Origin of the sequence: Rhodoferax ferrireducens (assembly GCF_003347515.1) — a bacterium.
Lineage (GTDB): Bacteria > Pseudomonadota > Gammaproteobacteria > Burkholderiales > Burkholderiaceae_C > Rhodoferax.
Genome location: NZ_QEII01000315.1, coordinates 102,215 through 127,459 on the forward strand (window position 1 = coordinate 102,215; position 25,245 = coordinate 127,459).

Here is a 25,245-nt window from a genome sequence, read left to right on the forward strand (position 1 = left end):
CCTTTTTTTTATCTGGAGATTGGCGTGGTAGACAAAGTCATTGCGACCGAAGCGGCCCTTGAACTCGTTGAGTTCCTGAAGCAAAAACATGGGATGCTGATGTTCCACCAATCCGGCGGCTGTTGCGATGGCAGCGCCGCCAACTGCTACCTGCCCGGTGAAATCACGATGGGTGCGGGTGACGTGCACCTGGGTGACATCGGCGGCTGCCCGTTCTACATCGGCAAGTCGCAATACGAATATTGGAAACACACGCAACTCATCATCGACGTAATCGAGACCCAGGGCGGTGGCACCTTCTCGCTCGAAGGGCCGGAGGGCAAGGCGTTTCACACACGCTCGCGGGTGTTCAGCGACTCAGAACTCCGTGAATTGATATTGCAGAACTGAACTGCAAACCAGGAATTTGGCATTTTTTTAAAATGAAATGGGCCTCTAGCCCCCGCAATATATCCGTATTCGGCTATTAATTGCATAGCGAATTGATACAACCCCATGAAGGCCTGTGGCACGCCATGGGCATGCAAAAAAAGCAAGTTTTCTTATCCCTCATCAAAAGCATTGAAGATTACTTCAGGGCTTCTTAATGGACCATAGGTTCCTGACATTTTTTCTCATTCCTTCAAATAGGAAGTGCTAATATTTTTAACAGAACGGTAGCCTGGAAGCTACCGTTCGGCGATCACGGGTCTCCGTTGGCATCGTCACCTTCCTTGCCTAAATTCATGGGCAAGGTTTTTCATCGATTCCATTCCCAGGAGACTCATCATGTCCACCACTTTTTTCATGCCTTCCGTCAACATCATGGGGGCAGGCTGTCTGCAAGAAGCCGTTCTGGCCATTCGCGGCCACGGCTTTCGCAAGGCACTCATCGTCACCGACACGGTCCTCAGCAAACTGGGGGTTGCGGCCCGAATTCAGTCCTTGCTGGAAGCGCAGGATATCCAGTCGGTGGTGTTCGACGGCACCCAGCCCAACCCGACCGTGGCCAACGTCAAAGCCGGCCTGACCCAGTTGAAGGAACACCGGTGCGATTTCGTCATTTCGCTGGGCGGAGGCTCGCCGCACGACTGCGCCAAGGGCATTGCACTGTGCGCGGCCAATGGTGGCGAGATTGCCGATTACGAAGGAGTAGACCGCTCGGCCAAACCGCAGCTGCCGCTGGTCGCTATCAACACCACCGCCGGTACGGCCAGCGAAATGACCCGCTTTTGCATCATCACCGATGAAGCGCGCCACATCAAAATGGCCATCGTGGACCGCAACGTCACCCCCATCATGTCGGTCAACGATCCGGAACTGATGCTGGCCAAACCGAAGGGCCTGACAGCCGCCACCGGCATGGATGCCCTCACCCACGCTGTGGAAGCCTATGTTTCCACCGCCGCCACCCCGATCACCGACGCCTGCGCCCTGAAGGCCGTGGAACTCATCTCGCAAAACCTGCGCACCGCCGTGACGCACGGCGACAACCTGCCGGCGCGCGAGCAAATGGCGTACGCCCAGTTCCTGGCCGGCATGGCGTTCAACAACGCATCGCTGGGCTACGTGCACGCGATGGCGCACCAGTTGGGCGGCTTCTACGACCTGCCGCATGGCGTGTGCAACGCCCTGCTGCTGCCGCATGTGGAAGCGTTCAATGTGCAAACCTCGGCCGCCCGCCTCAGCGACGTGGCGCGCGCCATGGGCGTGGCCGTCGAGGGGATGGATGCCACGGCCGGGGCTCAGGCGTGCATTGCCGCCATCCGCCGGCTTTCGGTGGACGTCGGCATTCCCGCCTGCCTGGCCGACCTGGGCGTGAAGGAAAATGACATTCCCATGCTGGCCGCGAACGCGCTCAAGGATGCCTGCGGCCTGACCAATCCGCGCAAGGCCAGCCAGGCCGAGATTGAAGGCATCTTCCGGGGTGCCATGACTGCATCGGCAGACGCTGGACGTTCCGCAAGCCAGGCCACGCGCGACACCGTGCCAGCCTGACGCCATGGGCACGACACCGCCACGCGTGTCGGCCACCGCTGCTGCGCTGGAACTCATCGAATTTCTCAAACAAAAACATGGTTCGCTGATGTTCCACCAGTCCGGCGGCTGCTGCGATGGCAGCGCCGCCAACTGCTACCTGCCGGGTGAAATCACCATCGGTGGTGGTGATGTCTACCTCGGCGACATTGGGGGTTGCCCGTTTTACATCGGCAAGTCGCAATACGAATATTGGAAACACACCCAGCTCATCATTGACGTGATCGATGCCCAGGGCGGTGGCACCTTCTCGCTCGTAGGGCCGGAGGGCAAGGCGTTTCACACACGCTCAAGGGTGTTCAGCGAAGCGGAGTTGGTCGAATTGAACCTGGCGGGCTAAGGTTGCGTTGCGACCACGGCTGGCTGAAAAACGCGGATGCGCGGTGCGATCTTGTCGCGGCTCTCGCGCGTAACGATGCGCATGTCGTACTCGGTTTGAAGGTTCAGCCAGTAACGCGGCTCCATGCTAAAAAACAGACCCAAACGCAAGGCCGTGTCCGCCGTGATGGGCCGTGCCCCATTCACGATATCGCTAATGCGGCTGGGCGGCACATCCATGTCGGCCGCAAGTTGCCGGGCCGTAATGCCCAGCGGCTTCATGAACTCCTCCAGCAGGATTTCGCCAGGGTGACTTTCGTCAAGTAATTTTTGTGTCATTTTGGCCCCAAGACTCAGGGCACCAAACGTGACTGCCCGTTCTCAAACCATGCAGCATCGAACCCGTCTCGTAGCAAGATCACTCTGGTACTGGCCAAACCGGTCTCGCGGGCGCGATCAAGATACTTGGCAAGGGTACTGGCATCTTCACTGATCAAATGGCTGACTGCCTCGCAGTCACACTGTGCCAAGAGCTTGAAGTCATCCTTGACACGCACCCGGTCATCTTCCGGGTCTCGCGACATATTTCGAATGATCAAGCCACAACGCATGGCGTGATCTACATTGAATGGCAAGACAATGAAACTGCGCAAGGGCAAATCGTTGATGGCTTGCTTGACCTGAAACTCCGATATCACAATCGTAGACAAGTACATCGGCACCTGCCTGTGCACACATTCCTTGTAGTACTGAACCGCTGCCGCATGATGGGCACGGGTCGGATCGCTCAAGCTGATCAAGAAACTGGTATCCAGCAACACGCTGTTCAATGGGGGCCTCCACGCAACTCATCGACCCAGGCCGTTGCGTCGGGCACATCTTTCCAGGCATTCGCACCTCGACGGTTCAGGCGCGCAAGCTCATCCTCATCCACTCTGGGGGCGTATTCCACAAACTCGATCAACCTGGCGTTGCGCAAATCGCGCGTCAGCACGTTGTATTCAGCCTTGATACGCAACATGGCCACCTTGTAAAGACGGTTAACGGTGTCATCTTTCAACACATCGCGCTCAGCTGTCACCTTCAAGGTGCGTCCGTCCGGTAACTTCACATGCGCATTTGCTTTCGTTGCGCCCCCGAGATCCTGAATCTCGCCGCGAATGTACCGCTCAACCTGCACCCACTGATCGGCATCGTCGGCGTGATAGTCGGACTCCGAATTGATCAAAATGGGCCGCTCCAGAAAAGGAGCCGTGATGCGGTAGGCCAGTTGACGCGTCTGTCGCGCAGCTTTCTGCCAGCGCTCCATCACTTCACGACGCTTGGCATCCACGCTGTCCAGCAACTCACTTGCCAGAAAACCGCGCAAATCGCTGAACAATCGCGGAGCCGCCAGGAGTGGCGATGTCTCAATGGCCAACGAACCTTTGCGAATGGCGATTTCAAGTGTTTTGGTATCAACTTCCTTGCCGTCACCTCGCAAAAAAGTGACGACATCGGACGAAAAATCGGCCAAATCACCCAAACGCACCCGCTCGGGACTGGTTTCAAAGCCAGCCGAGTGGTCAATTAGTGCGACAGTGATGCGCTGGGCGTCCATAGATCAGGTCATTTTAGACACCGTGGCGTGTCTGTGCAAAGGGTTTGGAATTTTTGAATAAAAGTACCTCTTGCGCTTACAGCGCATGCACAAGCAACTATTTATTTTGTAGTAACCAACTGACTCCGGGCTGTGGTTTGCCCGATTGCACTTCGGCGTCTGCGTGCACCTTGGCGAAGGTCAGGATCACTTCCCGGATGATCTTGCGTTGGGGCGCTGGCAGCTTGAGGAAGGCATCGAAAGTTTCACGCTCCAAGTAGCCAACGCCTCCGTCCCAGCGCTTACAACGGCTTGAGCGTCGTGCAGCGTGGCGGCGCACCCTGGCATTACGTGCTGCTGGCAGAAAACGTGGTTTACGAGTGGCAGGGCCAAGGCGCGCGCTTGGCAGAGCTGCTGGACTACGCCCGAGTGAGACCACTGGCAAACGCCTCGCTACAACAGCAACTGATCTGAGCACCACAACGACCGGAACAAATTTAAAACAAATCAGCCTCTAGCCCTCGTCCTATATGCGCAAGAAGCTACCATTTCAGTAGCATCTCACAAACCCGCCTGCTCTGCTGGCTCACAACGCACACGACCGAAATCCCACAAAAATATCATCCCGCCCGGGCAGGTAGAAGTTGCGGTACTTGCGGTTTTTCATGCGGGCGCGGGTCGCAAACGAGGCCCCGCGCAGCACCTTGTGCGTGCCAAACCAGGGTTCGGAATAGTCCCGGTACGGGTCTGCCACAAAGCCGGGATAGCCGCGGAAAGTGGTGCCCGTCCATTCCCAGACCTCGCCCCAGCGGAAACCGCGTCGCGCGGCATTGAACGCTGCGGCTTCCCATTCCACCTCGGCGGGCAGGCGCCGGCCGGCCCAGCGGCACCAGGCGTCGGCCTCCCACCAACTCACATGCATGACGGGCTGGCCACCCAGCATGCGCTTGGGCGTGCCGAAACGGGTCTGCATCACCGCGCCGCTGGCCACGCCGATCTGGTCCACATAGCGCGGCGCCCGCCGGCCCGCGCCCGCCGCTTTATCCTGCACCCATTGCCAGCCTTGCGGCTGCCACAGCTCGGATCGGTCGTAGCCGCCGTCATCCACAAACTCGACAAACTGCGCCCAACTCACCACCTGCGCATCAATCTCGAACTCGGGCACCTGCACCTCATACGCTGGCCGTTCGTTGTCAAAGCTGAAGCCGCCCTGCCCGGCGCCATGGCCCAACTGCCAGCGCGTGGCAGGCACCAGCAAAGGTTCGCGCACCGGGCTCGGGCCGGGCATGCTCAAACCCATTGGAAAGCCCAAGGTCTGCGCCATGTAAATCAGCGCCTCACCGTGCATATCCTCATGTAACAGGGCCAGACGGTAAAAATACAGCGCCTCGTCGTCCTCGGGCGCCTTCTCCAGCAACTCCAGCGTGATTTCGAACGTATCCAGCAGGTAGCTCTTGATGCCACCCAGATCCGGCAAGTCCAGCGCCCATCGGTTGTCGTGCGCGACATGACCTGAATCCCACCAACGGTCCGCGTGCGGCGCCAGGGACGCCAGACGGGCCGCGGACGGCTCACAAGCCGTTCCGAGATGGCGTTGCAGATTGCGGCCTAGCCACCACTCCTGGAACCAGCCAATGTGCCCCAGCTCCCACAAGGGCGGGTTGAGTTCGGGCAGACAGGGCACTTCGAAATGGGATGCCGCGAGGGCTTTTTCGTACTGCCCCATCAAATGCAAGGTGTGGTTGCGCGCGTCCATCAGGGCGAGCGACAGAAGGTCGCGCCCTGCCCGTCGCATGTCGGGCGAGTCGATGGAAAGAGGTGATTTATTGAGCATGGAATGTGGCCTGGATGATTGAGTCAATGCACCTTTGCCGATATCTTGGCATGAGAACACGCACCCGTGTTTACCCTAGGCCGAAAACACGTGGTCGTCAGCTTTTTCTCAGTCGCAACACGTTACGCTCTGACGTCCGTGACCGTACACCTGCAGCGCATTAATTTGATCGCTGCAATCCGCATTTCTACAATTTTCTAACAATGGAGACACCATGCATGCGCTTCTAAAATTCTCACGAGCTGTCGACTGGCTGAATAGCCAGATTGGCAAACATGTCATCTGGCTGATTCTGGCTTCCACCGTCATCAGCGCCGTGAACGCCATTGTGCGCAAGACATTCAATGTGAGCTCCAATGCCTACCTTGAAGTGCAGTGGTATCTGTTTGCCGCGACATTTTTGTTGTGCGCGGGCTATACGTTGCTCAATAGCGAACACGTCAAGATTGACGTCATCTACACCCACTTCTCCAAACGCAAGCAAATGTGGATCGATATTTTCGGTTTCGCCTGCTTCCTGACGCCGTTTTGCCTGGCCATTCTCTGGTACGGCGTTCCCTTCTTCCTGCGGGGCTATCAGTCGGGTGAAATGTCGTCGAATGCAGGGGGTCTGATCCGCTGGCCGGTGTACGCCATGATTCCCCTGGGCTTCGGCCTGCTGCTGCTGCAGGGTTGGTCTGAATTGATCAAGCGCCTGGCGTTTCTGCAGGGTCTGATTGAAGACCCTACAAACAAAAAAGTCGAAAAGACACCAGAAGAAGAATTGGCTGAAGCGATTCAAAAGCTGGCTGAAGAAAAAGCTGCCAAAGCCAACAAGGCCTGACCCCGGAGACACACATGGAATTTCTAACCAACAACCTTGCACCCATCATGTTCGGGGGACTCATTGTCTTCCTGCTGATGGGTTTTCCGGTGGCATTCAGCCTGGGTGCCTGCGGCTTGTTCTTTGGCTTCGTCGGCATTGAATTGGGCCTCTTGCCCGAGTCGCTGCTGCAGGCCCTGCCGCTGCGCCTCTTCGGCATCATGCAAAACGACACGCTGCTGGCCATTCCGTTCTTCACGCTGATGGGATTGATCCTGGAGCGAAGCGGCATGGCCGAGGATTTGCTCGACACCATTGGCCAGTTGTTTGGCCCCTTGCGCGGTGGCCTGGCCATTGCCGTGATTCTGGTGGGGGCCCTGCTGGCGGCAACCACCGGCGTGGTGGCGGCGTCCGTGATTTCGATGGGCCTGATCTCCTTGCCCATCATGTTGCGTTATGGCTATGACCGCCGCGTTGCCTCGGGCGTGATTGCCGCCTCCGGCACCTTGGCGCAGATTATTCCGCCCTCGCTGGTGCTGATTATTCTGGCCGACCAGTTGGGTCGCAGCGTCGGCGAAATGTACAAAGGCGCGTTCATCCCCGGCTTTGCCTTGACTGGCCTGTACCTTGCCTACATCATTCTGCTGACCTACATCCGCCCAACCTGGGTGCCGGCCTTGCCGGCCGAAGCCCGCACGATTCGGGAAGACAACGGCACCAGTGGCCTGCGCTCCCTCGGAGTATTGACGGTTCTCACCACGGCCATTGCGGTTTACTTCGGCGAACACTACGCCCAGGTCACCAGCTGGTTCAAGGGTGAACAAGTACTGACTGTGGCCACCGATGAAACCATCGTGGTGACGCTGTGCGCCGGCGTGATGCTGGCGTTTGCCATCGCGCTGATCAACAAGGTTACCCGCCTGGGCCTGCTGTCACGCATGGCAGAGCGCGTGACGTTTGTGCTGATTCCGCCGCTGCTGCTGATCTTTCTGGTGCTGGGCACGATCTTCCTGGGTGTGGCTACGCCGACCGAGGGCGGCGCGATGGGGGCCATGGGTGCCATGATCATGGCCATGAGTCGTGGACGCTTGAACATGCCGCTCCTCAAGCAGGCACTGACGTCCACCGCCAAGCTGTCCAGCTTTGTTGTGTTCATTCTGGTGGGCTCGACTGTCTTCAGTCTGGTCTTCCAGGGCGTTGACGGCGGCAAATGGGTCGAACACCTGTTGAGCACGGTGCCGGGCGGCCAGGTCGGCTTCCTGATTGTGGTCAATCTGCTGATTTTCTTCCTGGCGTTCTTCCTGGACTTCTTTGAACTCGCGTTCATCGTGGTGCCCTTGCTGGCGCCGGTGGCCGAGAAGATGGGCATTGACCTGATCTGGTTCGGAGTGTTGCTGGGCGTGAACATGCAGACTTCCTTCATGCATCCGCCGTTTGGCTTCGCCCTGTTCTTCCTGCGCAGCGTGGCGCCAAGCCGGGAATACACCGACAAGCTCACCAAGAAGGTGATCCAGCCTGTGACCACCATGCAGATTTACTGGGGCGCCGTGCCTTACGTGATCATCCAGGTCATCATGGTCGGCCTGATCATTGCCTTCCCCGGCATCGTGTCGAGCGGCCTGGACAAGAAAGAGGTCATCGATCTGGACAAGGTGGTACTTGAGGTGCAGGCAGAGGTGCCCACCATGCCCGCTTCGGGCGCTGGCGGCGACATGCCGCCCGCTGTCGATGAAAGTCAAAGCGATGCAGACCCCATGAAGGCCATGCAGGAGTCCATGGAGAAGAAGTAAATTCTTGCTCGCCGCAGTCAGTCATGATTGCGGCAGTTCAAAAAAGCCTCGGGGAATTCCCCGGGGCTTTTTTACTTGTCCTCCCGGTGCAAAGTCTGGGCGGCGCCGGCTGCATCGGCGTGAACAGGGGGTAGTTCCTGCCACTCATCGACGGCAAATATTCAACGAATCACACAGGCGAAAAAAAGCCCCGCTGAGCGGGGCCTTGTTGAGTGCTGGCAAAGAAACTGATTACAGCTTTTGCGCCTGCATGAAGCTGTCAAATCGTGCTTCTGTAAAACGGAACCACAGATTCTGATCTCGACGGAAAGAAGCCATATCGTCGTACACCTTTTTCCAGTTCGGGTTCTTGGCGCCGATTTCAGCATACAGGGCCATGGACTCCTTGAAAGCCAGGTCCAGCACGTCTTTCGGGAAAGGCAGAACCTTGGTCTTGTTGCCTACCAGCTGTTTGAGTGCCGTAGGGTTCCTGGCATCGTACTTGGCCTGCATTTCCACGTGTGCGAAGGCAGCCGCAGATTCCACAATTGCCTTGTTTTCGGCCGACAGAGCGTCATACGCCTTGTTGTTGATGAACACGTCAAGCTGGGGACCGCCCTCCCACCAGCCGGGATAGTAGTAAAACGGCGCCACCTTGTTGAAGCCCAGCTTCTGGTCGTCATACGGACCCACCCACTCGGCCGCATCGATCGTGCCTTTTTCCAGCGACTGATAGATCTCACCGCCCGGAATATTTTGTGGCACACCGCCCATGCGCTCGAACACTTTGCCAGCAAAGCCGCCGATGCGCATCTTCAGGCCATTGATATCTTTGGCCGATTTGATTTCCTTGCGATACCAACCACCCATCTGGGCACCGGTGTTGCCGGCCGGGAAGTTGACGATGTTGTAACCCTTGTAGAAGTCGCGCATCAGCTTGCCACCATTGCCTTCATACATCCACGCCGTCATCTGGCGGCTGTTCAAGCCAAAAGGAATCGCACAACCCAGGGCGAAGGTTTCGTCCTTGCCGAAGAAGTAGTAGGGCGCCGTGTGGCAGCACTCAACCGTCCCGTTTTGCACACCGTCGACCACGCCGAAAGCCGGCATCAGTTCACCGGCAGCATGCGTGGAAATGGTGAACTTGCCGCCACTCATTTCGCCAACTTTCTTGGCAAAAGTCTCAGCGCCACCAAAAATGGTGTCAAGGGACTTTGGGAAGCTGGAAGCCAGGCGCCAACGAATAGCCGCTTGGGCATGCACCGCAGGCGCAGCGCCAGCAGCCAGCACGCCGGCAATGCCAGCGTTTTTAATTACGGAACGACGATCCATGAATTCACTCCTGATGAGTTGTTGATTAGATAGCTCGCCATGCGGGTAAGCACGACGAAGACCGATGAGAGTCGTTCTGGATTGTAAGAAGCCGCATCGACCGTTTGATGGGGGTTTTCCCTCGCGGAGCTGACGGCAGGCTGTCACCAGCAACCAATTTCAAATCAACTCACAAGCCATGTGAAATTATTTCAGGCCACGGCTTTGAGCGCGGGCCTATGGCCCTGCAGCAAGGCCTCGAAGCGACCGCGAATCGAGACCTCGATGCCGCCCGCATCGAGCCCCTGCAAGGCCAGCAATTTGCTCGGATCGCCGTGTTCGATGAATTCATCGCGCAGACCCAGTTGCAGCAGTGGTTTCAGCACCCCGGCCGCCTGCAGCGCTTCGCTGACGGCGCTGCCAGCACCCCCCATGATGGCGCCCTCCTCCACGGTGACCAGGCCCTCGTGATCGGCGGCCACGCTCAATAGCAGCGCCACATCCAGCGGCTTGACCCAGCGCATATTGACCACGGTGGCATTGAGCGCCTGGGCAGCTTCCAGCACTGGGTATAAAAGCGTGCCGAAAGCCAGAATGGCAACGCCTTTGCCCGCACGCCTCACTTCTCCCTTGCCAAAAGGCAAGGCGCCCAAACCAGCCTGCATCGGCACGCCTGCACCGGCGCCACGCGGGTACCGCACCGCCACCGGATGGTCCTGCTCAAAAGCGCTTGAGAGCAATTGACGGCACTCGTTCTCATCAGCCGGACAGGCCACGCTGACATTGGGAATGCAGCGCAAAAAGGGAATGTCGTAGGCACCGGCATGGGTGGCACCATCGGCACCCACCAGCCCGGCCCGGTCCAGCGCAAATACGACGGGCAGGTTTTGAATGGCAACGTCGTGAATCAACTGGTCGTAGGCACGCTGCAGGAAAGTGGAGTAAATCGCCACCACCGGTTTCAGGCCCTCGCAGGCCAATCCTGCGGCAAAAGTCACGGCGTGCTGCTCGGCAATGCCAACATCGAAATAGCGGTCAGGAAAACGTTTTTCAAACTCCACCATGCCCGAGCCCTCGCGCATGGCGGGAGTGATGCCCACCAAACGCGGGTCATGCGCTGCCATGTCGCATAGCCACTGACCAAACACCTGAGTGAAGGTCTGCTTGGGCGGCGTGCTGGGTTTTTGCAGACCGATGGCCGGATCAAACTTGCCGGGGCCGTGGTAGGCCACCGGGTCGGCTTCAGCCAGCTTGTAGCCCTGACCTTTTTTGGTCACCACATGCAGAAACTGCGGACCCTTGAGGTGCTTGATGTTTTCCAGCGTGGGGATCAGCGAGTCCAGGTCGTGCCCGTCGATGGGGCCGATGTAGTTGAAACCGAACTTCTCGAACAAGGTAGCGGGTACCACCATGCCTTTGGCCGTTTCTTCGATGCGCTTGGCCAACTCGAACAGGGGCGGCGCGCCTTTCAGCACCGTCTTGCCGGCATGCTTGGCGGCCGCATAAAACTGCCCGCTCATGAGCTTGGCCAGGTAGCGATTGAGCGCGCCCACCGGCGGGCTGATGCTCATGTCGTTGTCGTTCAGGATGACCAGCAGATTGCAGTCGGCGACACCGGCGTTATTGAGCGCCTCAAAAGCCATGCCGGCGGTCAACGCACCGTCGCCGATCACCGCAATGGCGTGGCGTTCTTCACCCTTGATTTTGGCCGCCAGCGCCATGCCCAGGGCGGCGGAAATCGAGGTGCTGGAATGCGCTGTGCCAAAGGCGTCATAGTCGCTCTCGAAACGTTGCGGGAAACCGCTCAAGCCCCCCATCTGGCGCAGGGAGTCCATGCGTTCGCGTCGCCCGGTCAGGATTTTGTGCGGGTAGGTCTGGTGGCCCACATCCCACACCACCCGGTCATGCGGGGTGTTGAAGACGTAGTGCAAGGCGACGGTGAGCTCCACCGTGCCGAGGTTGGAGCTCAGGTGGCCCCCGGTTTTGGAGACGCTATCGATCACATAAGCGCGCAACTCGGCAGCCAGCGCATTCAGGCGCTCGCGAGGCAGCAGCCGCAAATGTTCGGGGTCATTGATGCTTTGCAGCAACGGATACAACTTTTTCGACATATGCTATGTTTTTTATAGCTATCAGCGCTTATTTAACAAGGGCTGAAGGGCTATTTCCCTAATATTTTGATTGCCGGGCCAGTTTGGCTTCGGAGGTACTTTTTAGCACGAACGGTTTACCACCATATTGGCCAAGCCTTGCAGCGCCTGGGTATTGCGCAAACCACTCTGCGCCAGGGCCGCCAGCGCCTGCCCCAGTAACTCCTGGGCATGCGCGGCGGAGCGTTCCAGCCCCAGCAGTGAGACATAAGTGGGCTTGTCCTGATCGGCATCCTTGCCCGCCGTCTTGCCCAGTGTGGCAGAGTCCGCGGTCACATCCAGAATATCGTCCACCACCTGGAATGCCAGGCCAATAGCCGCGCCATAAACATTGAGTGCCGCCTGCGCCGCGGTGGACGCATCGCCGCAAGCGGCCCCCATCATCACGCTAGCCTGCAACAGGGCGCCGGTTTTGAGGCGATGCATGTCACGCAACTGGCTCTCGGTCAGGGTCGAGCCCACGCTGGCCAGGTCAATCGCCTGGCCACCGGCCATGCCGGCACTGCCGGCGGCCCGAGCCAGCAGACGGCAAAGCCGGGCCTGCCGCTGGGTCGGCATTTTTTCATCGTCAGGCGTCAACAGCTCAAACGCCAGTGCCTGCAAAGCGTCACCCGCGAGCAGGGCACTGGCCTCGCCAAATTTCACATGCACCGTCGGCTTGCCGCGGCGCAGCACATCGTTGTCCATGCACGGCATGTCGTCATGCACCAGTGAATAGGCGTGAATCAGTTCAACGGCGCACGCGGCGCGCAGCGCCGCTTCGTTGGGAGCAGCGCGCAGGGCCGCTTCGTCGGGGGCAGCGCGGAGCGCGGCATCCTGAAGCTCGCCCATCGGTGTCTCTGCGTTCACGGCCTCCCAAGCCGCCAGCACCAGCAGCGGGCGCAGGCGCTTGCCACCGTCCAGTACCGCGTAACGCATGGCTTCCACGAGTTCGGCAGGTGCGCCATGGTCTACGCCGGCGGGTGCATCGGCGGTGACCCAGCGCTCAAGGGCATGCTCCACCCCATCAAGATGCGCGGCGCTCCAGGCCCCCAAATCAAAGGCGACTTCGGTTGTCACTCGGGTGTCCACGTTTTGAGCGCCCCCTGATCCAGCACCTTGATCTGACCTTCGACAGCTTCCAGCCGGTCACGACAAAATTTGAGCAATTCGGCCCCGCGCTGATACCCGCTCAGCAGTTGCTCCAGGGGCAAATCGCCCGACTCCAGCCGGGCGACCAGCTGCTCAAGCTCTTCCAGAGCGGCTTCATAACTGACCGGGGCAGCTAAAACAGGTTTGGGGGCAGTGGCCATAGGGCGGGAAATTCCGTGGGGCTAAAAAAACATGATTTTAGGCGCTGAGGTGTTGGGGGTGGTAAATGGGGCGGGAATACATTTGCTCACACGGCCTCAAATGGCGGCATCTCTCCATCTTCATGGCGGACCCGGCAGGTAGCCTTACAATTGTGGCCCGGCAGCTCTCGAGGTAACTGCCCTTCAAGCCCCTCTATGAGGGGTTTTTTGCATCCTATAAGGACCGAGTTGTGCAAAAAATGTGCAAAAACATGTCTCAAACGCTGAATGAAATGTCTGAATACCCAGAAGCCGTGGGGGTTTCAAGCAATTCACAAAATGGCGTCACTCAACTACCAGTTTCAAGCTATTTTGACGAAGCGCGTTACCAACGCGAACTGCAAAATATTTTTCAACGCGGTCCCCGCTACGTGGGGCATGCGCTCAGTGTGCCCAATGTGGGCGACTATGCCACCTTGGCCCAAGAGGCCCAGGGGCGTGCCTTGGTGCACACGCCTACTGGCATTGAACTCATCTCCAACGTTTGCCGCCACCGCCAGGCGCTGATGCTGCAGGGTCGCGGCTCAGTCAACACCACCGCGCCAGGTACCGCCGCCGGCAACATCGTGTGCCCGCTGCACCGCTGGACCTACAGCGGCGGCGGGTCGCAGCCGGCGGGCGCGCTCCTGGGCGCCCCCCATTTTGCGCACGACCCCTGCCTGGACCTGAACAATTACAAGCTACAAGAGTGGAACGGCCTGCTGTTTGAAGACAATGGGCGCGACATCCGCGCCGACCTGGCCGACATGGGCCCGCGCGCCGATCTGGACTTCACCGGCTTCGTGCTCGACAAGGTGGAGATGCACGAGTGCAACTACAACTGGAAGACCTTCATCGAGGTCTATCTGGAGGACTACCACGTTGGCCCGTTCCACCCCGGCCTGGGCAGCACCGTCACCTGTGATGATTTGCGCTGGGAGTTCAAGGAAAACTACTCGGTGCAAACCGTGGGCAGCGCCAAACCCGGCCCGGCCGGCAGCCCGGTGTACCAGCGCTGGCATGATGCTTTGAGCGCCTACCGCAAGGGCGAACCCACCAAACAAGGCGCCATCTGGCTCACCTATTACCCGCACATCATGGTGGAGTGGTACCCGCATGTGCTGACCGTCTCCACGCTGCACCCCATGGGCGTGAACAAGACCATGAACATGGTCGAGTTCTATTACCCGGAAGAAATCCAGGCCTTCGAGCGTGAGTTTGTCGAAGCCCAGCAAGCCGCCTACATGGAAACCTGCATCGAGGACGACGAGATCGGCGAGCGCATGGATGCCGGTCGCCGGGCGCTGCTGCTGCGCGGCGACAACGAAGTCGGGCCGTATCAGAGCCCGATGGAAGACGGCATGCAGCACTTTCACGACTGGTATCGCCGCCAGCTCCAGCGCTAACCTGCATGCAAGCACTATGGATGGTCTTGGCCTCGTTCTTCTTTGCCACCATGGCGGTGGGCATCAAGATAGCAGCCGGCAGTTTCAACACCTTCGAGCTGGTGTTTTACCGCGGCGTCGTGAGCATCATTTTCATGGGCATGGTCATGCGCGCACGCGGCACACCACTGGGCACGCCAGTGCCCATGATGCATGCCTGGCGCAGCCTGATCGGCGTGCTGTCTCTGGGCTCGTGGTTCTATGCCATAGCCCATTTGCCGCTGGCCACCGCCATGACGCTGAACTACATGAGTGGTGTCTGGATTGCTGCCTTCATTGTGGGCGGTGCCGTGCTGTACGGCCACGCCGAGCGCCAAGGCCCGCTGATGGCCACGGTGCTGGCCGGTTTTGCCGGCGTGGTGATGATGCTGCGGCCCACGCTGGACCAGAATCAGCTGTTCGCCGGACTGATTGGCCTGCTCTCGGGCATGGGCGCCGCGCTGGCTTACATGCAAGTCACGGCCTTGGGCAAAATGGGCGAGCCCGAGGGGCGCACCGTGTTTTATTTTTCGGTCGGCTCCGCCGTTGCCGGTCTGATTGGCATCCTGTTCACCGGCCTGACGCCCTGGTCGGCGGTGAGCTGGCAGGCCGCCACCTGGCTGGTGCCGATTGGCGTGCTGGCGTCCCTGGGCCAGTGGTGCATGACGCGCGCCTACAGCCGGGGCTCGACCCTGCTGGTGGCCAATTTGCAGTATTCCGGCATTGTGATGGCGGCTTTCTACAGCCTGGTACTGTTCGGCGACCAGATCCCCCTGATCGGCTGGGCCGGCATGGCGCTGATCGTGGCCAGCGGCCTGGCCGCCACCGTGCTGCGCATGCGCACCCTCCCCAATACCCCGGCGGAAGAGCACTGACCCGCTACATCATTTAAACCGGCCACACTGGAAGGAAACCTGCCTCATGTACACGACCCTGATCTCCGCCCAGCAACTTCAAACCCTGCTGAAAGGCGGCCAGCCCTGCATGGTGTTCGACTGCAGTTTCGAGCTAATGCAGCCCGGCGCAGGCGACCAGCAATACCAGCAGGCGCACATTCCCGGCGCGGTGCGTGCCGACCTGGACCGCCATCTGAGCGCGGCCAAGTCTGCACCTGACGCCGCCTCCGGCGGCCGTCACCCCCTGCCCTCACGCGAGACCTTTGCCGCCTGGCTTGGCAGCGTTGGCTTTAGCAACGCCATGCAGGCCGTGGTGTACGACCGGCAAGGCGCCAACTATTGCGGGCGCCTGTGGTGGATGCTCAAATGGGCCGGCCATGAAGCCGTGGCGGTGCTTGATGGGGGATTGCAGGCCTGGCAGGCGAATGGTGGCGAAACACAAAGCAGCCCGGACGGTTCGCCGGTGAGCGCGGATTCTCAGCACAACACGGGAATTTCAGCATCAAATTACACGCTAGCCCCCGCCAAAACTGCGCTGATAGCTACTGAAACAATAGCAAACCAGTTGGGACGCCCCACGCTCAACCTCATCGACGCCCGTGGCGCACCGCGTTTTCGGGGCGAGGTAGAGCCTTTGGACCCGGTGGCAGGGCATATCCCCGGAGCGCTGAATCGTCCGTTCAACCTGAATCTGGATGCCGAAGGCAAATTCAAGCCAGCGCCGGTATTGCGGGCTGAGTTTGAAGCCCTGCTCGCCGGACGCGACCCGGCCACGGTGGTGCACCACTGCGGCAGTGGCGTCAGCGCCGTGCCCAACCTCATCGCCATGGAAGTGGCCGGCCTGGGCCGCTCCGCCCTGTATGCCGGCAGCTGGAGCGAATGGTGCAGCGACCCGAAGCGGCCCGCAGCCCAAGGCTGAATCGGATCGGCGCTGACTCAGCGCCCGTGCGCCAGACCGCTCACCCACGTCACCAGTCCAATACCGACCAGCAGCCAGGCGATCTGTGCGGCGGTCTCCCGCGCTGACAGACGTTTCTGCAATTGGGGGATCAAATCCGCCAGGGCCACATAGACAAAACTGCTGCTGGCCACGACCAAAAAGTAGGGCAGATAGTCCTGCAACTGCTCCACCAGCCAGTAGCCCACCAGCCCACCCAGGGCGGTGACGGCCCCCGCCAGCGACACTTTGATCAGCGCTGCCCGCCGGGTGCCGGAGACCGTGCGCAACACCATCAGGTCACCCATGTGGTGCGGCACCTCGTGCGCCAGCACCGCCAGCGACGCGATCACGCCCAAGCGCATGTCCGCCACAAAAGCCGAGGCGATCAGCACCCCATCACCAAAACAATGCACGCTGTCGCCCGTCAGCACCGCCCAGGTGCCGGCCTTGGGACCATGGTCGTGACTGTGCGGCGGCCCGGCATGCGCGTGTGCATGCTCAGGCGGCAATTCGTGGTGATGCTCATGCCCGTGGTGCCACAGTTCGGCTTTATCGAGCAAGAAAAAGAAGACCAGGCCCACCAGCAGGGTCATGAACAGATCATGCGCACTGGCCTGGCTCTCGAACGCCTCGGGCAGCAAATGCATGAAAGCCGTGGCCAGCAAGGCGCCTGCGGCCAGGCTGAGCATATGTTGGGTGTATCGTGACAGCACGCCAAAGCTCAACAGCGCTGCCAGCCATACGCTGCCGATACCGGCCGCCAGGGTTCCCAACACAATTGCTATTAATATCATAGCTAGTAACGCTTTCTTAATAAGGGCCAGAGGCTATTTTGTCACCAGAATCAGGGCTTTCAGCGAAGTCGGGCATGGACTTGCCGTTTATCGTGGCAACGGTGTGTCAAGGCGGCATCGATAGCCTGGGAACGGCGCTAGTTTGACCCATGAAGGCGAACTTGAACTTATTCCCTTGACAAATAGCATGATGCGAGAATCTGGACTGACCGGATAATTCATTTTCCATGTGTCATCGATGAGATCCTCACGCAACTCTGACAAGTCCCCATGGCTGGTTTTGCTGGCTCTGGTGGCGCTCGTATCGGAAACGTTGGCTTGGTGGTGGGCCTCCCAGACGCCGGACGGTGGCTCGCGACAGGGACCGGTCTTGCTCGGACTGACCGGCGCGCTCTGTGCGCTGGCCGCATCCGTCTTGCTGTGGCGGCAAACCTCGGTTGCCCGGCGTACCGCGCGCCAGGCGCGCCAGTTGCTGGCCTCCAGCCTGGATACGCTGGATGTGGGCCTGGAGATCTGGGACGCGCAGGACCGGCTGATGCTTTACAACAAAAAAATCAACCAGATGCGTGTTGATTTCCATACGCCGGCCGACATCGGAAAAACCTTTGAAGCCTTGGTACACGCGAAGTTGAAACGCCATCTGATCCCGGCGGCCGTCGGACGCGAAAAAGAATGGCTGGCCCAGCGTCTTGCATCGCGTGGAACGCATACGGAGCCGCAACTGAAGGAGCTGGCCGGCAATCAGTGGGTCAACACCTACGAAACCCGAACACCAGAGGGATACCTTGTGGCCTCCTGGGTTGACGTCACGGAACTGGTGCGCAAAGGCAAAATGCTGGAGGCCAGCAACCAGCGCCTGGCCCAACAGTCGAGCATGGACGAATTGACCGGTCTGGCCAACCGCCGGCGCTTTGATGAAGCCCTGGCCACCGAATGGCAGCGCGCCGCCCGCAGCATCACGCCCTTGAGCCTTTTGATGGTCGATATCGATCACTTCAAGCAGTACAACGACAACTATGGCCATGTGGCGGGCGACGAATGCCTGCGACGGGTGGCTGCGGTTCTGGACAATTGCGTGCGCCGAGCCGGCGAAATGGCTGCGCGCTATGGCGGCGAGGAATTCGTCATGTTGCTGCCCGGCGCCGACATGGCGCATGCTTGCGAAACCGCCCAGAAATGCCTGGATCTGATGCGACAAGAGGCCGTTCCACATATCGCCTCGGAGACCTCCGCCCAGGTCACATTCAGCATTGGCGTGGCGTGCCTGCTGCCAGACGCCACGCTGGACCCCACCATCATGGTCAACGCAGCGGACACCGCCATGTACCGCGCCAAGTCGGGCGGGCGGGCGCGCTACGAATTGGCCGACCAGGCCGACTGGGACATCGACAAAGACACGCCCCGAACCCGGCCCAGCCCCCTGGCCTGAGCAGGGTCAGGCCACCCCATTCGCCTTAAACCATGCCAGGCAGCGCGTCCAGCCGTCTTCTGCGGGGCCCTGGCGGAAGCTGGGCCGATAGTCGGCGTGAAAGGCATGCGGAGTGTCGGGGTACACCACAAACTGCGCCGCTTTGGAAGCCGTGGTACCGGCAGCCAATGCTGTTTTCATCTTGTCCAGCGTGTCCAGCGGAATGCCGCCGTCGCTTCCGCCGTACAGCCCAAGGACGGGGGCGCGCATCACACCGGCCAGATCAATCGGGTTCTTCGGTGTGAGTTCGACGTTCGCACCCACCAGTCGGCCATACCAGGCCACCGCCGCCTTGACGGGGCCTTGAGCCGCGTACAACCAGGTGATGCGTCCGCCCCAGCAAAAGCCGGTGATCGCCACTTTGCTCAAGTCGCCGCCATGGGCCCCCGCCCATTTGACCGCCCCATCCAGGTCGGCCATAACTTGGGCGTCGGGCACCTTGGCCACCACCTCGGCCATCAGTTTGGCCATTTCAGCGTAGGCAGCTGGGTCGCCCTGGCGGGCGTACAGCTCGGGCGCAATGGCCAGGTAACCGGCTTTGGCAAAGCGGCGGCAGGTGTCGGCGATGTACTCGTGCACACCAAATATTTCTTGCACGACCAGCACCACCGGCAAGCTGGTTTTACCGGCTGGCGCGGCGTAGTAAGCCGGCACCTTGAAGCCGTTGACTTCAAAGGTGATCTCACCGGTTTTCAGGCCTTCTGAGGCGGTCTTGATGGCGGTTTGCGCCATGATGGGCATCGCCGTTGCGGCATATCCCACGCCGAGTGCGGCTTTCAGCGCGGTGCGGCGGGTCGCGCCGTGTTCGGTGCTTTGCCCGGGGAGCAGGGAATCAAACTCGGATTTCTGGCCGCTGTTCAACATGAAAGTTTCCTTTGGAAGGTGGGTTGAAGCAAACCGGCCTAGTCTAGGCCACGCCGCCAGCCCGCCTAATGCGCTTTGTCCCAGTTCGGCCCCACGCCCACCTCGGCCAGCAAAGGCACCTTGAGATGCGCCACGCCGGCCATCAGCCGCGGGATCTCGTGCTTGAGCCACTCGACCTCGTCTTGCGGCACTTCAAACACCAGTTCGTCATGCACCTGCATGATCATCTTGGTGCCCCGTTTTTCATCGTCCAGCACCTGCTGCACCTTCACCATGCTGAGCTTGATCAGGTCGGCCGCGGTGCCCTGCATGGGCGCGTTGATGGCAGCGCGCTCGGCGCCGCTGCGGCGCGGGCCATTGGGGGAGTTGATTTCGGGTAAGTAGAGGCGGCGACCGAACACGGTTTCCACATAGCCCCGGGCTTTGGCACTGTCGCGGGTGTGTGTCATGTAGAGCTTCACGCCGGGGTAGCGGTCAAAGTAGCGCTCGATGTAGTTTTTGGCCGCCGTGTTGTCGATGCTCAAGGCACGCGCCAGGCCGTAGGCGCTCATGCCGTAGATCAAGCCGAAATTGATCACCTTGGCGTAGCGGCGCTGCTCGCTGGTGACCTGGTCGGTGGAGACGCCGAAGATTTCAGCGGCGGTGGCCCGGTGCACGTCCATGTTGTCATGGAAGGCGAGCAAGAGCGCCGCGTCGCCGCTGATGTGCGCCATGATGCGCAGCTCGATCTGGCTGTAGTCGGCACTGGCAATCACGCAGCCCGGCGGCGCCACAAAAGCCTCGCGTACCCGGCGCCCCTCCAGCGTGCGGATCGGTATGTTTTGCAGGTTGGGATCGTTGCTGGACAGGCGCCCGGTCACGGCCACGGCTTGCGCGTAATGCGTGTGCACGCGGCCAGTGCGTGGGTGCGCCAGCTGGGCCAGTTTGTCGGTGTAGGTGCCCTTGAGCTTGGCCAAGCCCCGATGCTCCAGGATCTTGGCCGGCAGCGGGTAGTCTTCGGCCAGTTTTTGCAGCACCTCATCGTCGGTGCTGGGCGTGCCGGTCGGGGTTTTCTTGACCACCGGCAAGCCGAGCTTGGTGAAAAAGATCTCGCCAATCTGCTTCGGACTGCTCAGGTTAAAAACCTGACCGGCCAGCTCGTGCGCTTCCTTTTCAAGCTGCAGGATGCGTGAGCCAAGCTCTTGGCTTTGCGCCGCCAGGGTGGGCGCGTCGATCAGCACGCCGTTGCGCTCGATGCGGTACAGCGCCTCGCTGCTGGCGATTTCCAGCTCGTAGATGAAGCGCAATTTCTCATCCGCCTGCAGCTGTGGCCACAACACCCGGTGCACGTCCAGCGTCATGTCCGAGTCTTCGCAGGAGTACTCCGCCGCCTTGGCGATATCGACCTGGTCAAAGCAGAGCTGATTCACACCCTTGCCGCACAAATCCTCAAAACTGATGCCGCTGCGCCCCAGATGGCGCTCCGCCAGGCTGGCCAGACCGTGCGGCCGGTGCACTTCGAGCACATAGCTTTGCAGCATGGTGTCGTGCGCGTAGCCCTGCACCTCGATGCCGTGGTTGGCAAACACATGGCGGTCGTACTTGATGTGCTGGCCCAGCTTCTTGTGCGCCGGGTTCTCCAACCAGGGCTTGAGCCGCGCCAGCACCTCCTCGCGCGGCAGTTGCGCCGGCGCATCGGGGTAGGTATGCGCCAGCGGAATGTAGGCCGCCTCGCCCGGCTTGACGCTGAAAGAAATGCCCACAATCTCGGCCCGCATTTCGTCCAGCGAGGTGGTTTCGGTGTCCACCGCCACCAGCTCGGCGGCCATCACCATGGCGAGCCAACGCTCAAAGTCGTCCCAGGTCAGGAGGGTGTCGTAGGCCAGCGTGCTGACGCGGGTGGCGGCGTCGGTACCGCTGAACAAGTCAAGCTCGTCGAACAGACCGGGTTCACGCGGTGATTTCCGCACGGCAGGGGGTTCAGCGCCAAGCCCTGAAGCAGTGGCGCCATTTCCAGAATCGGCGCCACTTCGGGCATTGGCAGCCTCCATCGCGCGGGCCAGGCCCTTGAACCCATATTTATCATAAAAAATGGCCAGCGCCCCCGTATCCATTGCGCCAGTAGCTATTGAATCCATAGCCGGCAACTCCGGCACCCAGCCATTCAGATCGCAGTCGGTCTTGATGGTCAGCAGCTGGCGCCCCATCGGCAGCCAGTCCAGCGACTTTTTCAGGTTCTCGCCGACGACACCCTTGATGGCATCGGCATTCGCCACCACGGCATCCAGCGAGCCGTATTGCTGCAGCCACTTGGCAGCGGTCTTGGGGCCGACCTTGGGCACACCGGGCACGTTGTCGATGACATCGCCGACCAGGGTCTGAAAGTCCACCATCAGATGTGGCGGCACGCCAAATTCGGCCTCGACCCCGGCCAGATCGCGGCGCTTGCCATTCATGGTGTCGATGATGGTGATGTGCTCATCCACCAGCTGCGCCAGATCCTTGTCGCCGCTGCTCACAATCACTTCAATGCCCTGCTTGGCGGCCATCACGGCGAGCGTGCCAATGACATCGTCGGCCTCGACACCGGGCACGTCCAGCACCTTCCAGCCCATCAGGCGCACCACCTCGTGAATCGGCTCGATCTGGGCGCGCAAGTCATCCGGCATGGGCGAGCGGTGCGCCTTGTACTCGGGGTACAGGTCGTCGCGGAAGGTAGGGCCTTTGGCGTCAAACACACAGGCCGCAAAATCGGCAGGCACCTCCTTGCGCAGGCTTTGCAGCATATTGATCATGCCGCGAATGGCACCCGTGGGCGGGCTGCTTGGGTCGCCGGGCACGGCGCGCAAATCAGGCATGGCATGAAAAGCGCGGTACAGGTAGCTGGAGCCGTCCACCAGAAGCAGGGTTTTTTTCATTGTTTGGGGGTCATTCATACGCCCATTTTGCCAGCGACAGGCGCGGCGCCAGTGCTTCTACTTACAATCACGCCATGCGCTCAGCCCTCTTTCTTACCCTTGCCCTGTCTTGCACCAGCTTTTGCTGGGCACAGGCGCCAGCGCCGGCGCAAGCCGCGTCCCCGCCCCCCAAATCGTCTGTTTCCGCCCAGCGTGACCCAGTGGAGAAACGCACCGAACGCATTCACCTTGAAGACAAGGGCTCGCGCATTGATGAACTGCGTGTGGGCGGCGAAACCAAATCCATAGACGTGCAACCCAAAGGCGGCATGCCCGCGTACCAGGTTCAGCCCGCCAGCGGCGAGCGCAGCTGGAAAATTCTGGGTTTTTAATTCATGGCGGTTTACACAGAAGTCTCTCCCAAAGAGGCACGGGCCCTGCTGCGACAACTCAAACTGGGCGAGCTCCAATCCTTGAAGGGCTGCGTCGGCGGCATTGAGAACACCAACTACTTCGTGACCACCGAGGTCGACGAAGAAACCCGCGACTACGTACTCACCCTGTTCGAGCGGCTGACCTTCACGCAACTGCCGTTCTACCTGGGCTTGATGAAGCACCTGGCCGAGCACGGCATCCCGGTGCCCAATCCGACCGCCAACGCCAAAGGCGAGCTGGTGTTCGAGCTCAAGGGCAAACCGGCGGCCGTCGTGAACCGGCTGCCGGGCCACAGCGAACTCGCGCCCACGCCTGCGCACTGTGCAGCCGTCGGCGCCACGCTGGCCAAAATGCATCTGGCGGGCGCCGACTTCCCGCTGTCGCAGCCGAATTTGCGCGGCCTGGCCTGGTGGAACGAAACCGTACCGGTGGTGTTGCCGCATCTGGACGCCTCGCAAGCCGCTTTGATCAAAAGCGAACTGGCCTACCAGAACCATATTGCCGCCTCCTCCGCCTATGCGGCCTTGCCGCGCGGCCCAATTCACGCCGACCTGTTCCGCGACAACGTGATGTTTGACACGGTGAATGGCGCGCCCCATCTGACCGGCTTCTTCGACTTCTACTTTGCCGGTGTAGACACCTGGCTTTTTGACATTGCCGTGACCCTGAACGACTGGTGCGTCAATCTTGAGACGGGCGCCCACCACGCCGAGCGCGCCGACAGTTTCATGGCCGCCTACAGCGCCGTGCGCGCAATCACCGCTGCCGAGCGCGAGCTGCTGCCCGCCATGCTGCGCGCCGGCGCCCTGCGCTTCTGGATTTCACGCCTGTGGGATTACCACCTGCCACGCGAAGCCAGCATGCTCAAGGCCCATGACCCAGGTCATTTCGAACGGGTGCTGCGCGAGCGCGCGACCAAACCATGAAATTAAACATTGTTCCCGCCCGCACCGGCATCGTCTGGGTCAAGCTGGGGGTGCGGACGTTTTTCAAACAGCCGCTGGCACTCGCCGGTCTTTTTTTCATGTTCATGGCCGTGATGAGCATCGCCAGCCTGGTGCCGGTCATTGGTTTCGTGCTGGCCATGACGCTGCTGCCCGCCGCCACGCTGGGGTTGATGTCGGCCACCCATGACGCCACGCAGGGCCGCTTCCCCATGCCCATCGTCTTGCTGGCCGCGTTTCGGGCGAACAAGCAAAAGACACGCGCCATGCTGCTGCTGGGCGCCCTGTATGCACTGGGTTTTCTCATCGCCATGGGGGTGTCCTACCTGGTGGATGGCGGCGCCTTCGCCCGGGTTTATCTGGGCGGCGAGATGCCCACCCGTGAGCTGATGCTGGAGTCCAACTTTCAGGCCGCGATGTGGGTTTTCATCGGCCTGCACCTGCCACTCTCCCTGATGTTCTGGCATGCGCCGGCACTGGTGCACTGGCATGACCTGCCGCCGATCAAGAGCCTGTTCTTCAGTCTCGTGGCCTGTATTCGCAACTTCTGGGCGTTTGCCGTTTTCGGACTGATGTGGCTGGCGGTACTGGTGCTGGTTGTCGTCAGCGTCACCACGCTAGCGGCCCTGTTGGGCAGCCCGGGCCTGGCGGGCGACCTGTTGTTTCCGGTCCTGCTGCTGATCGCCTCCATGTTTTTCACGTCGCTTTACTTCACCTTTCGCGACAGTTTTGAACCCCCGCCAGACCTGACGCCCTAGCTTTCACGTTAAACCGGTTGCAGCACGCGCCAGGCAGGGCGCGGGGCTTGACCGTCATGACAGCGTCACAGGCGCCTCGTACGCTATCGGCTGTGATTCTCACCGCCCTGGCTCACGCCGCTTGCACACCATGAACATCAAATCCCCCTTGCCCCTGGACGCCAGCCGGCAAAGCGCCTTCACCACACCGATTCGCCTGCTGCTGGCGACCACCGCCGCCTTCTGGATGGGCACAGCCCAGCCGCAGGTCACGACACCCTCTGCGGCACGAACTTTCAGCGAACTGCGTTTCCGTAATTTCTTTGCAACACCTGCCGGGGACTCCAAGCTGGAGATCAGCGACACCCTGCGCCAAGCCGACGGGCAAGCCGTACGGCTGGTGGGCTACATGGTGCAGCAGAACAAGCCGACGCCTGGCCGCTTCCTGCTGGCGCCCCGCCCGGTGCTGCTGGGCGAGCATGCCCAGGACGCGGCCGACGTTTTGCCCCCTGCCACCGTGGAGGTCAAGCTCGACCCCCAGCAACAGGACTGGGCCGTACCGCACGTCAGCGGGTTGGTGACAGTGAACGGCAAGCTGAGCCTTCAATCTCATCAAGCGCCTGATGAGAAGGTGTCATCGGTATGCCTGCAGCTCGACCACGAAGCGGCGCGCAGCATGAATGCCTTTGAGCTGACCGGCTACCTGCACCGCCGGCAGGCCGTCGCCATATCAAAATTGCGTCCACGCACGCTGGGTTGAAATTTTTGGCGGCATGCC

26 protein-coding genes are annotated in these 25,245 nt (G+C 60.4%); 14 read left to right on the forward strand and 12 right to left on the reverse strand.

What is annotated here, in order from left to right; translation table 11 throughout:
* Positions 1-24 precede the first annotated feature (24 nt).
* The 3 genes from C5P05_RS27500 to C5P05_RS27510 all read left to right on the forward strand — a co-directional run bounded on the left by C5P05_RS27500 (position 25) and on the right by C5P05_RS27510 (position 2,356).
* Positions 25-390 (forward strand): DUF779 domain-containing protein, encoded by a 366-nt coding sequence (locus C5P05_RS27500; RefSeq protein WP_114973057.1) that lies wholly within the window; start codon positions 25-27, stop codon positions 388-390.
* A gap of 375 nt (positions 391-765) precedes the next feature.
* Positions 766-1,977, forward strand: a complete 1,212-nt coding sequence (yiaY, locus tag C5P05_RS27505) for an L-threonine dehydrogenase (protein WP_198674895.1) — start codon at positions 766-768, stop codon at positions 1,975-1,977.
* A gap of 4 nt (positions 1,978-1,981) precedes the next feature.
* Entirely contained in the window at positions 1,982-2,356 is a 375-nt protein-coding gene (locus tag C5P05_RS27510; RefSeq protein WP_114973059.1) for a DUF779 domain-containing protein, read from the forward strand.
* On the opposite strand, the gene C5P05_RS27515 is transcribed toward C5P05_RS27510, so the two are convergent.
* The 4 genes from C5P05_RS27515 to C5P05_RS27530 all read right to left on the reverse strand — a co-directional run bounded on the left by C5P05_RS27515 (position 2,353) and on the right by C5P05_RS27530 (position 4,190).
* Positions 2,353-2,673 (reverse strand): HigA family addiction module antitoxin, encoded by a 321-nt coding sequence (locus C5P05_RS27515; RefSeq protein WP_114973060.1) that lies wholly within the window; start codon positions 2,671-2,673, stop codon positions 2,353-2,355. The two genes, C5P05_RS27510 and C5P05_RS27515, sit on opposite strands and share 4 nt — an antisense overlap.
* Positions 2,674-2,687: 14 nt before the next feature.
* Positions 2,688-3,164: a hypothetical protein gene (locus C5P05_RS27520; protein ID WP_114973061.1), complete on the reverse strand. Its 477-nt coding sequence runs from the start codon at positions 3,162-3,164 to the stop codon at positions 2,688-2,690.
* A complete protein-coding gene (locus tag C5P05_RS27525; RefSeq protein WP_114973062.1) occupies positions 3,161-3,934 on the reverse strand; it encodes a hypothetical protein in 774 nt (257 codons plus the stop codon). The genes C5P05_RS27520 and C5P05_RS27525 overlap by 4 nt, the downstream gene beginning before the upstream one ends.
* A gap of 97 nt (positions 3,935-4,031) precedes the next feature.
* Positions 4,032-4,190 (reverse strand): hypothetical protein, encoded by a 159-nt coding sequence (locus tag C5P05_RS27530; protein WP_198674898.1) that lies wholly within the window; start codon positions 4,188-4,190, stop codon positions 4,032-4,034.
* Between the two features lie 35 nt (positions 4,191-4,225).
* Between C5P05_RS27530 and C5P05_RS34095 the strand changes: the two genes are divergently transcribed.
* On the forward strand, positions 4,226-4,387 hold the full coding sequence (locus tag C5P05_RS34095) for a hypothetical protein (protein ID WP_198674899.1): 162 nt from the start codon (positions 4,226-4,228) through the stop codon (positions 4,385-4,387).
* Positions 4,388-4,499: 112 nt separating this feature from the next.
* On the opposite strand, the gene senA is transcribed toward C5P05_RS34095, so the two are convergent.
* Positions 4,500-5,747, reverse strand: coding sequence for a selenoneine synthase SenA (gene senA / locus C5P05_RS27535; RefSeq protein WP_232834683.1), 1,248 nt, complete (start codon positions 5,745-5,747; stop codon positions 4,500-4,502).
* 214 nt (positions 5,748-5,961) lie between these two features.
* On the opposite strand from senA, the gene C5P05_RS27540 reads away from it, so the two are divergent.
* A complete protein-coding gene (locus C5P05_RS27540) occupies positions 5,962-6,570 on the forward strand; it encodes a TRAP transporter small permease subunit (RefSeq protein WP_114973064.1) in 609 nt (202 codons plus the stop codon).
* A 14-nt stretch (positions 6,571-6,584) separates the two neighbouring features.
* Entirely contained in the window at positions 6,585-8,339 is a 1,755-nt protein-coding gene (locus C5P05_RS27545) for a TRAP transporter large permease (RefSeq protein ID WP_114973065.1), read from the forward strand.
* 231 nt (positions 8,340-8,570) lie between these two features.
* On the opposite strand, the gene C5P05_RS27550 is transcribed toward C5P05_RS27545, so the two are convergent.
* The 4 genes from C5P05_RS27550 to xseB form a co-directional block, all read right to left on the reverse strand.
* Positions 8,571-9,650 carry a TRAP transporter substrate-binding protein gene (locus C5P05_RS27550; RefSeq protein ID WP_114973066.1) on the reverse strand — a complete coding sequence of 360 codons (1,080 nt, stop codon included), beginning with the start codon at positions 9,648-9,650 and terminating at the stop codon, positions 8,571-8,573.
* Between the two features lie 191 nt (positions 9,651-9,841).
* Positions 9,842-11,740 carry a 1-deoxy-D-xylulose-5-phosphate synthase gene (gene dxs / locus C5P05_RS27555; protein WP_114973067.1) on the reverse strand — a complete coding sequence of 633 codons (1,899 nt, stop codon included), beginning with the start codon at positions 11,738-11,740 and terminating at the stop codon, positions 9,842-9,844.
* 102 nt (positions 11,741-11,842) lie between these two features.
* Entirely contained in the window at positions 11,843-12,838 is a 996-nt protein-coding gene (locus tag C5P05_RS27560) for a polyprenyl synthetase family protein (RefSeq protein ID WP_114973068.1), read from the reverse strand.
* Complete coding sequence (gene xseB / locus C5P05_RS27565; RefSeq protein WP_114973069.1) at positions 12,835-13,071, reverse strand: exodeoxyribonuclease VII small subunit; 237 nt, start codon at positions 13,069-13,071, stop codon at positions 12,835-12,837. The genes C5P05_RS27560 and xseB overlap by 4 nt, the downstream gene beginning before the upstream one ends.
* A gap of 272 nt (positions 13,072-13,343) precedes the next feature.
* On the opposite strand from xseB, the gene C5P05_RS27570 reads away from it, so the two are divergent.
* Genes C5P05_RS27570 through C5P05_RS27580 form a run of 3 tightly spaced genes read left to right on the forward strand, consistent with a single transcriptional unit; the run spans position 13,344 to position 16,328 of the window.
* Positions 13,344-14,495, forward strand: coding sequence for an aromatic ring-hydroxylating oxygenase subunit alpha (locus C5P05_RS27570; protein ID WP_114973206.1), 1,152 nt, complete (start codon positions 13,344-13,346; stop codon positions 14,493-14,495).
* 5 nt (positions 14,496-14,500) lie between these two features.
* Positions 14,501-15,388, forward strand: coding sequence for a DMT family transporter (locus C5P05_RS27575; RefSeq protein WP_114973070.1), 888 nt, complete (start codon positions 14,501-14,503; stop codon positions 15,386-15,388).
* A 46-nt stretch (positions 15,389-15,434) separates the two neighbouring features.
* Positions 15,435-16,328 (forward strand): sulfurtransferase, encoded by an 894-nt coding sequence (locus C5P05_RS27580; RefSeq protein WP_114973071.1) that lies wholly within the window; start codon positions 15,435-15,437, stop codon positions 16,326-16,328.
* A 17-nt stretch (positions 16,329-16,345) separates the two neighbouring features.
* On the opposite strand, the gene C5P05_RS27585 is transcribed toward C5P05_RS27580, so the two are convergent.
* Entirely contained in the window at positions 16,346-17,143 is a 798-nt protein-coding gene (locus C5P05_RS27585) for a ZIP family metal transporter (RefSeq protein WP_114973072.1), read from the reverse strand.
* Positions 17,144-17,381: 238 nt separating this feature from the next.
* On the opposite strand from C5P05_RS27585, the gene C5P05_RS27590 reads away from it, so the two are divergent.
* Complete coding sequence (locus C5P05_RS27590) at positions 17,382-18,572, forward strand: GGDEF domain-containing protein (protein WP_114973073.1); 1,191 nt, start codon at positions 17,382-17,384, stop codon at positions 18,570-18,572.
* 6 nt (positions 18,573-18,578) lie between these two features.
* Here C5P05_RS27590 and C5P05_RS27595 read toward each other — a convergent pair whose 3' ends face one another.
* Positions 18,579-19,475, reverse strand: a complete 897-nt coding sequence (locus C5P05_RS27595) for a dienelactone hydrolase family protein (RefSeq protein WP_114973074.1) — start codon at positions 19,473-19,475, stop codon at positions 18,579-18,581.
* 65 nt (positions 19,476-19,540) lie between these two features.
* Positions 19,541-22,372: a DNA polymerase I gene (gene polA, locus C5P05_RS27600; protein ID WP_114973075.1), complete on the reverse strand. Its 2,832-nt coding sequence runs from the start codon at positions 22,370-22,372 to the stop codon at positions 19,541-19,543.
* Positions 22,373-22,446: 74 nt separating this feature from the next.
* Here polA and C5P05_RS27605 point away from each other — a divergent pair, with 74 nt between their 5' ends.
* The 4 genes from C5P05_RS27605 (at position 22,447) to C5P05_RS27620 (ending at position 25,227) form a co-directional block, all read left to right on the forward strand.
* A complete protein-coding gene (locus tag C5P05_RS27605) occupies positions 22,447-22,743 on the forward strand; it encodes a hypothetical protein (protein ID WP_157979469.1) in 297 nt (98 codons plus the stop codon).
* Positions 22,744-22,746: 3 nt separating this feature from the next.
* Positions 22,747-23,712 carry a homoserine kinase gene (locus C5P05_RS27610; RefSeq protein ID WP_114973077.1) on the forward strand — a complete coding sequence of 322 codons (966 nt, stop codon included), beginning with the start codon at positions 22,747-22,749 and terminating at the stop codon, positions 23,710-23,712.
* Positions 23,709-24,488, forward strand: coding sequence for a BPSS1780 family membrane protein (locus tag C5P05_RS27615; RefSeq protein ID WP_114973078.1), 780 nt, complete (start codon positions 23,709-23,711; stop codon positions 24,486-24,488). Before C5P05_RS27610 ends, C5P05_RS27615 begins: the two co-directional genes overlap by 4 nt.
* 130 nt (positions 24,489-24,618) lie before the next feature.
* Complete coding sequence (locus C5P05_RS27620; protein WP_114973079.1) at positions 24,619-25,227, forward strand: hypothetical protein; 609 nt, start codon at positions 24,619-24,621, stop codon at positions 25,225-25,227.
* Positions 25,228-25,245 lie beyond the last annotated feature (18 nt).

Coding starts and splice junctions, on each gene's coding strand:
- C5P05_RS27510 (WP_114973059.1), top strand. CDS start 1,982: ATGGGCACGACACCGCCACGCGTGTCGGCCACCGCTGCTGCGCTGGAA.
- C5P05_RS27515 (WP_114973060.1), bottom strand. CDS start 2,673: ATGACACAAAAATTACTTGACGAAAGTCACCCTGGCGAAATCCTGCTG.
- C5P05_RS27525 (WP_114973062.1), bottom strand. CDS start 3,934: ATGGACGCCCAGCGCATCACTGTCGCACTAATTGACCACTCGGCTGGC.
- senA (WP_232834683.1), bottom strand. CDS start 5,747: ATGCTCAATAAATCACCTCTTTCCATCGACTCGCCCGACATGCGACGG.
- C5P05_RS27540 (WP_114973064.1), top strand. CDS start 5,962: ATGCATGCGCTTCTAAAATTCTCACGAGCTGTCGACTGGCTGAATAGC.
- C5P05_RS27545 (WP_114973065.1), top strand. CDS start 6,585: ATGGAATTTCTAACCAACAACCTTGCACCCATCATGTTCGGGGGACTC.
- C5P05_RS27550 (WP_114973066.1), bottom strand. CDS start 9,650: ATGGATCGTCGTTCCGTAATTAAAAACGCTGGCATTGCCGGCGTGCTG.
- dxs (WP_114973067.1), bottom strand. CDS start 11,740: ATGTCGAAAAAGTTGTATCCGTTGCTGCAAAGCATCAATGACCCCGAA.
- xseB (WP_114973069.1), bottom strand. CDS start 13,071: ATGGCCACTGCCCCCAAACCTGTTTTAGCTGCCCCGGTCAGTTATGAA.
- C5P05_RS27570 (WP_114973206.1), top strand. CDS start 13,344: ATGTCTGAATACCCAGAAGCCGTGGGGGTTTCAAGCAATTCACAAAAT.
- C5P05_RS27575 (WP_114973070.1), top strand. CDS start 14,501: ATGCAAGCACTATGGATGGTCTTGGCCTCGTTCTTCTTTGCCACCATG.
- C5P05_RS27580 (WP_114973071.1), top strand. CDS start 15,435: ATGTACACGACCCTGATCTCCGCCCAGCAACTTCAAACCCTGCTGAAA.
- C5P05_RS27585 (WP_114973072.1), bottom strand. CDS start 17,143: ATGATATTAATAGCAATTGTGTTGGGAACCCTGGCGGCCGGTATCGGC.
- C5P05_RS27590 (WP_114973073.1), top strand. CDS start 17,382: ATGAGATCCTCACGCAACTCTGACAAGTCCCCATGGCTGGTTTTGCTG.
- C5P05_RS27595 (WP_114973074.1), bottom strand. CDS start 19,475: ATGTTGAACAGCGGCCAGAAATCCGAGTTTGATTCCCTGCTCCCCGGG.
- polA (WP_114973075.1), bottom strand. CDS start 22,372: ATGAAAAAAACCCTGCTTCTGGTGGACGGCTCCAGCTACCTGTACCGC.
- C5P05_RS27605 (WP_157979469.1), top strand. CDS start 22,447: ATGCGCTCAGCCCTCTTTCTTACCCTTGCCCTGTCTTGCACCAGCTTT.
- C5P05_RS27610 (WP_114973077.1), top strand. CDS start 22,747: ATGGCGGTTTACACAGAAGTCTCTCCCAAAGAGGCACGGGCCCTGCTG.
- C5P05_RS27615 (WP_114973078.1), top strand. CDS start 23,709: ATGAAATTAAACATTGTTCCCGCCCGCACCGGCATCGTCTGGGTCAAG.
- C5P05_RS27620 (WP_114973079.1), top strand. CDS start 24,619: ATGAACATCAAATCCCCCTTGCCCCTGGACGCCAGCCGGCAAAGCGCC.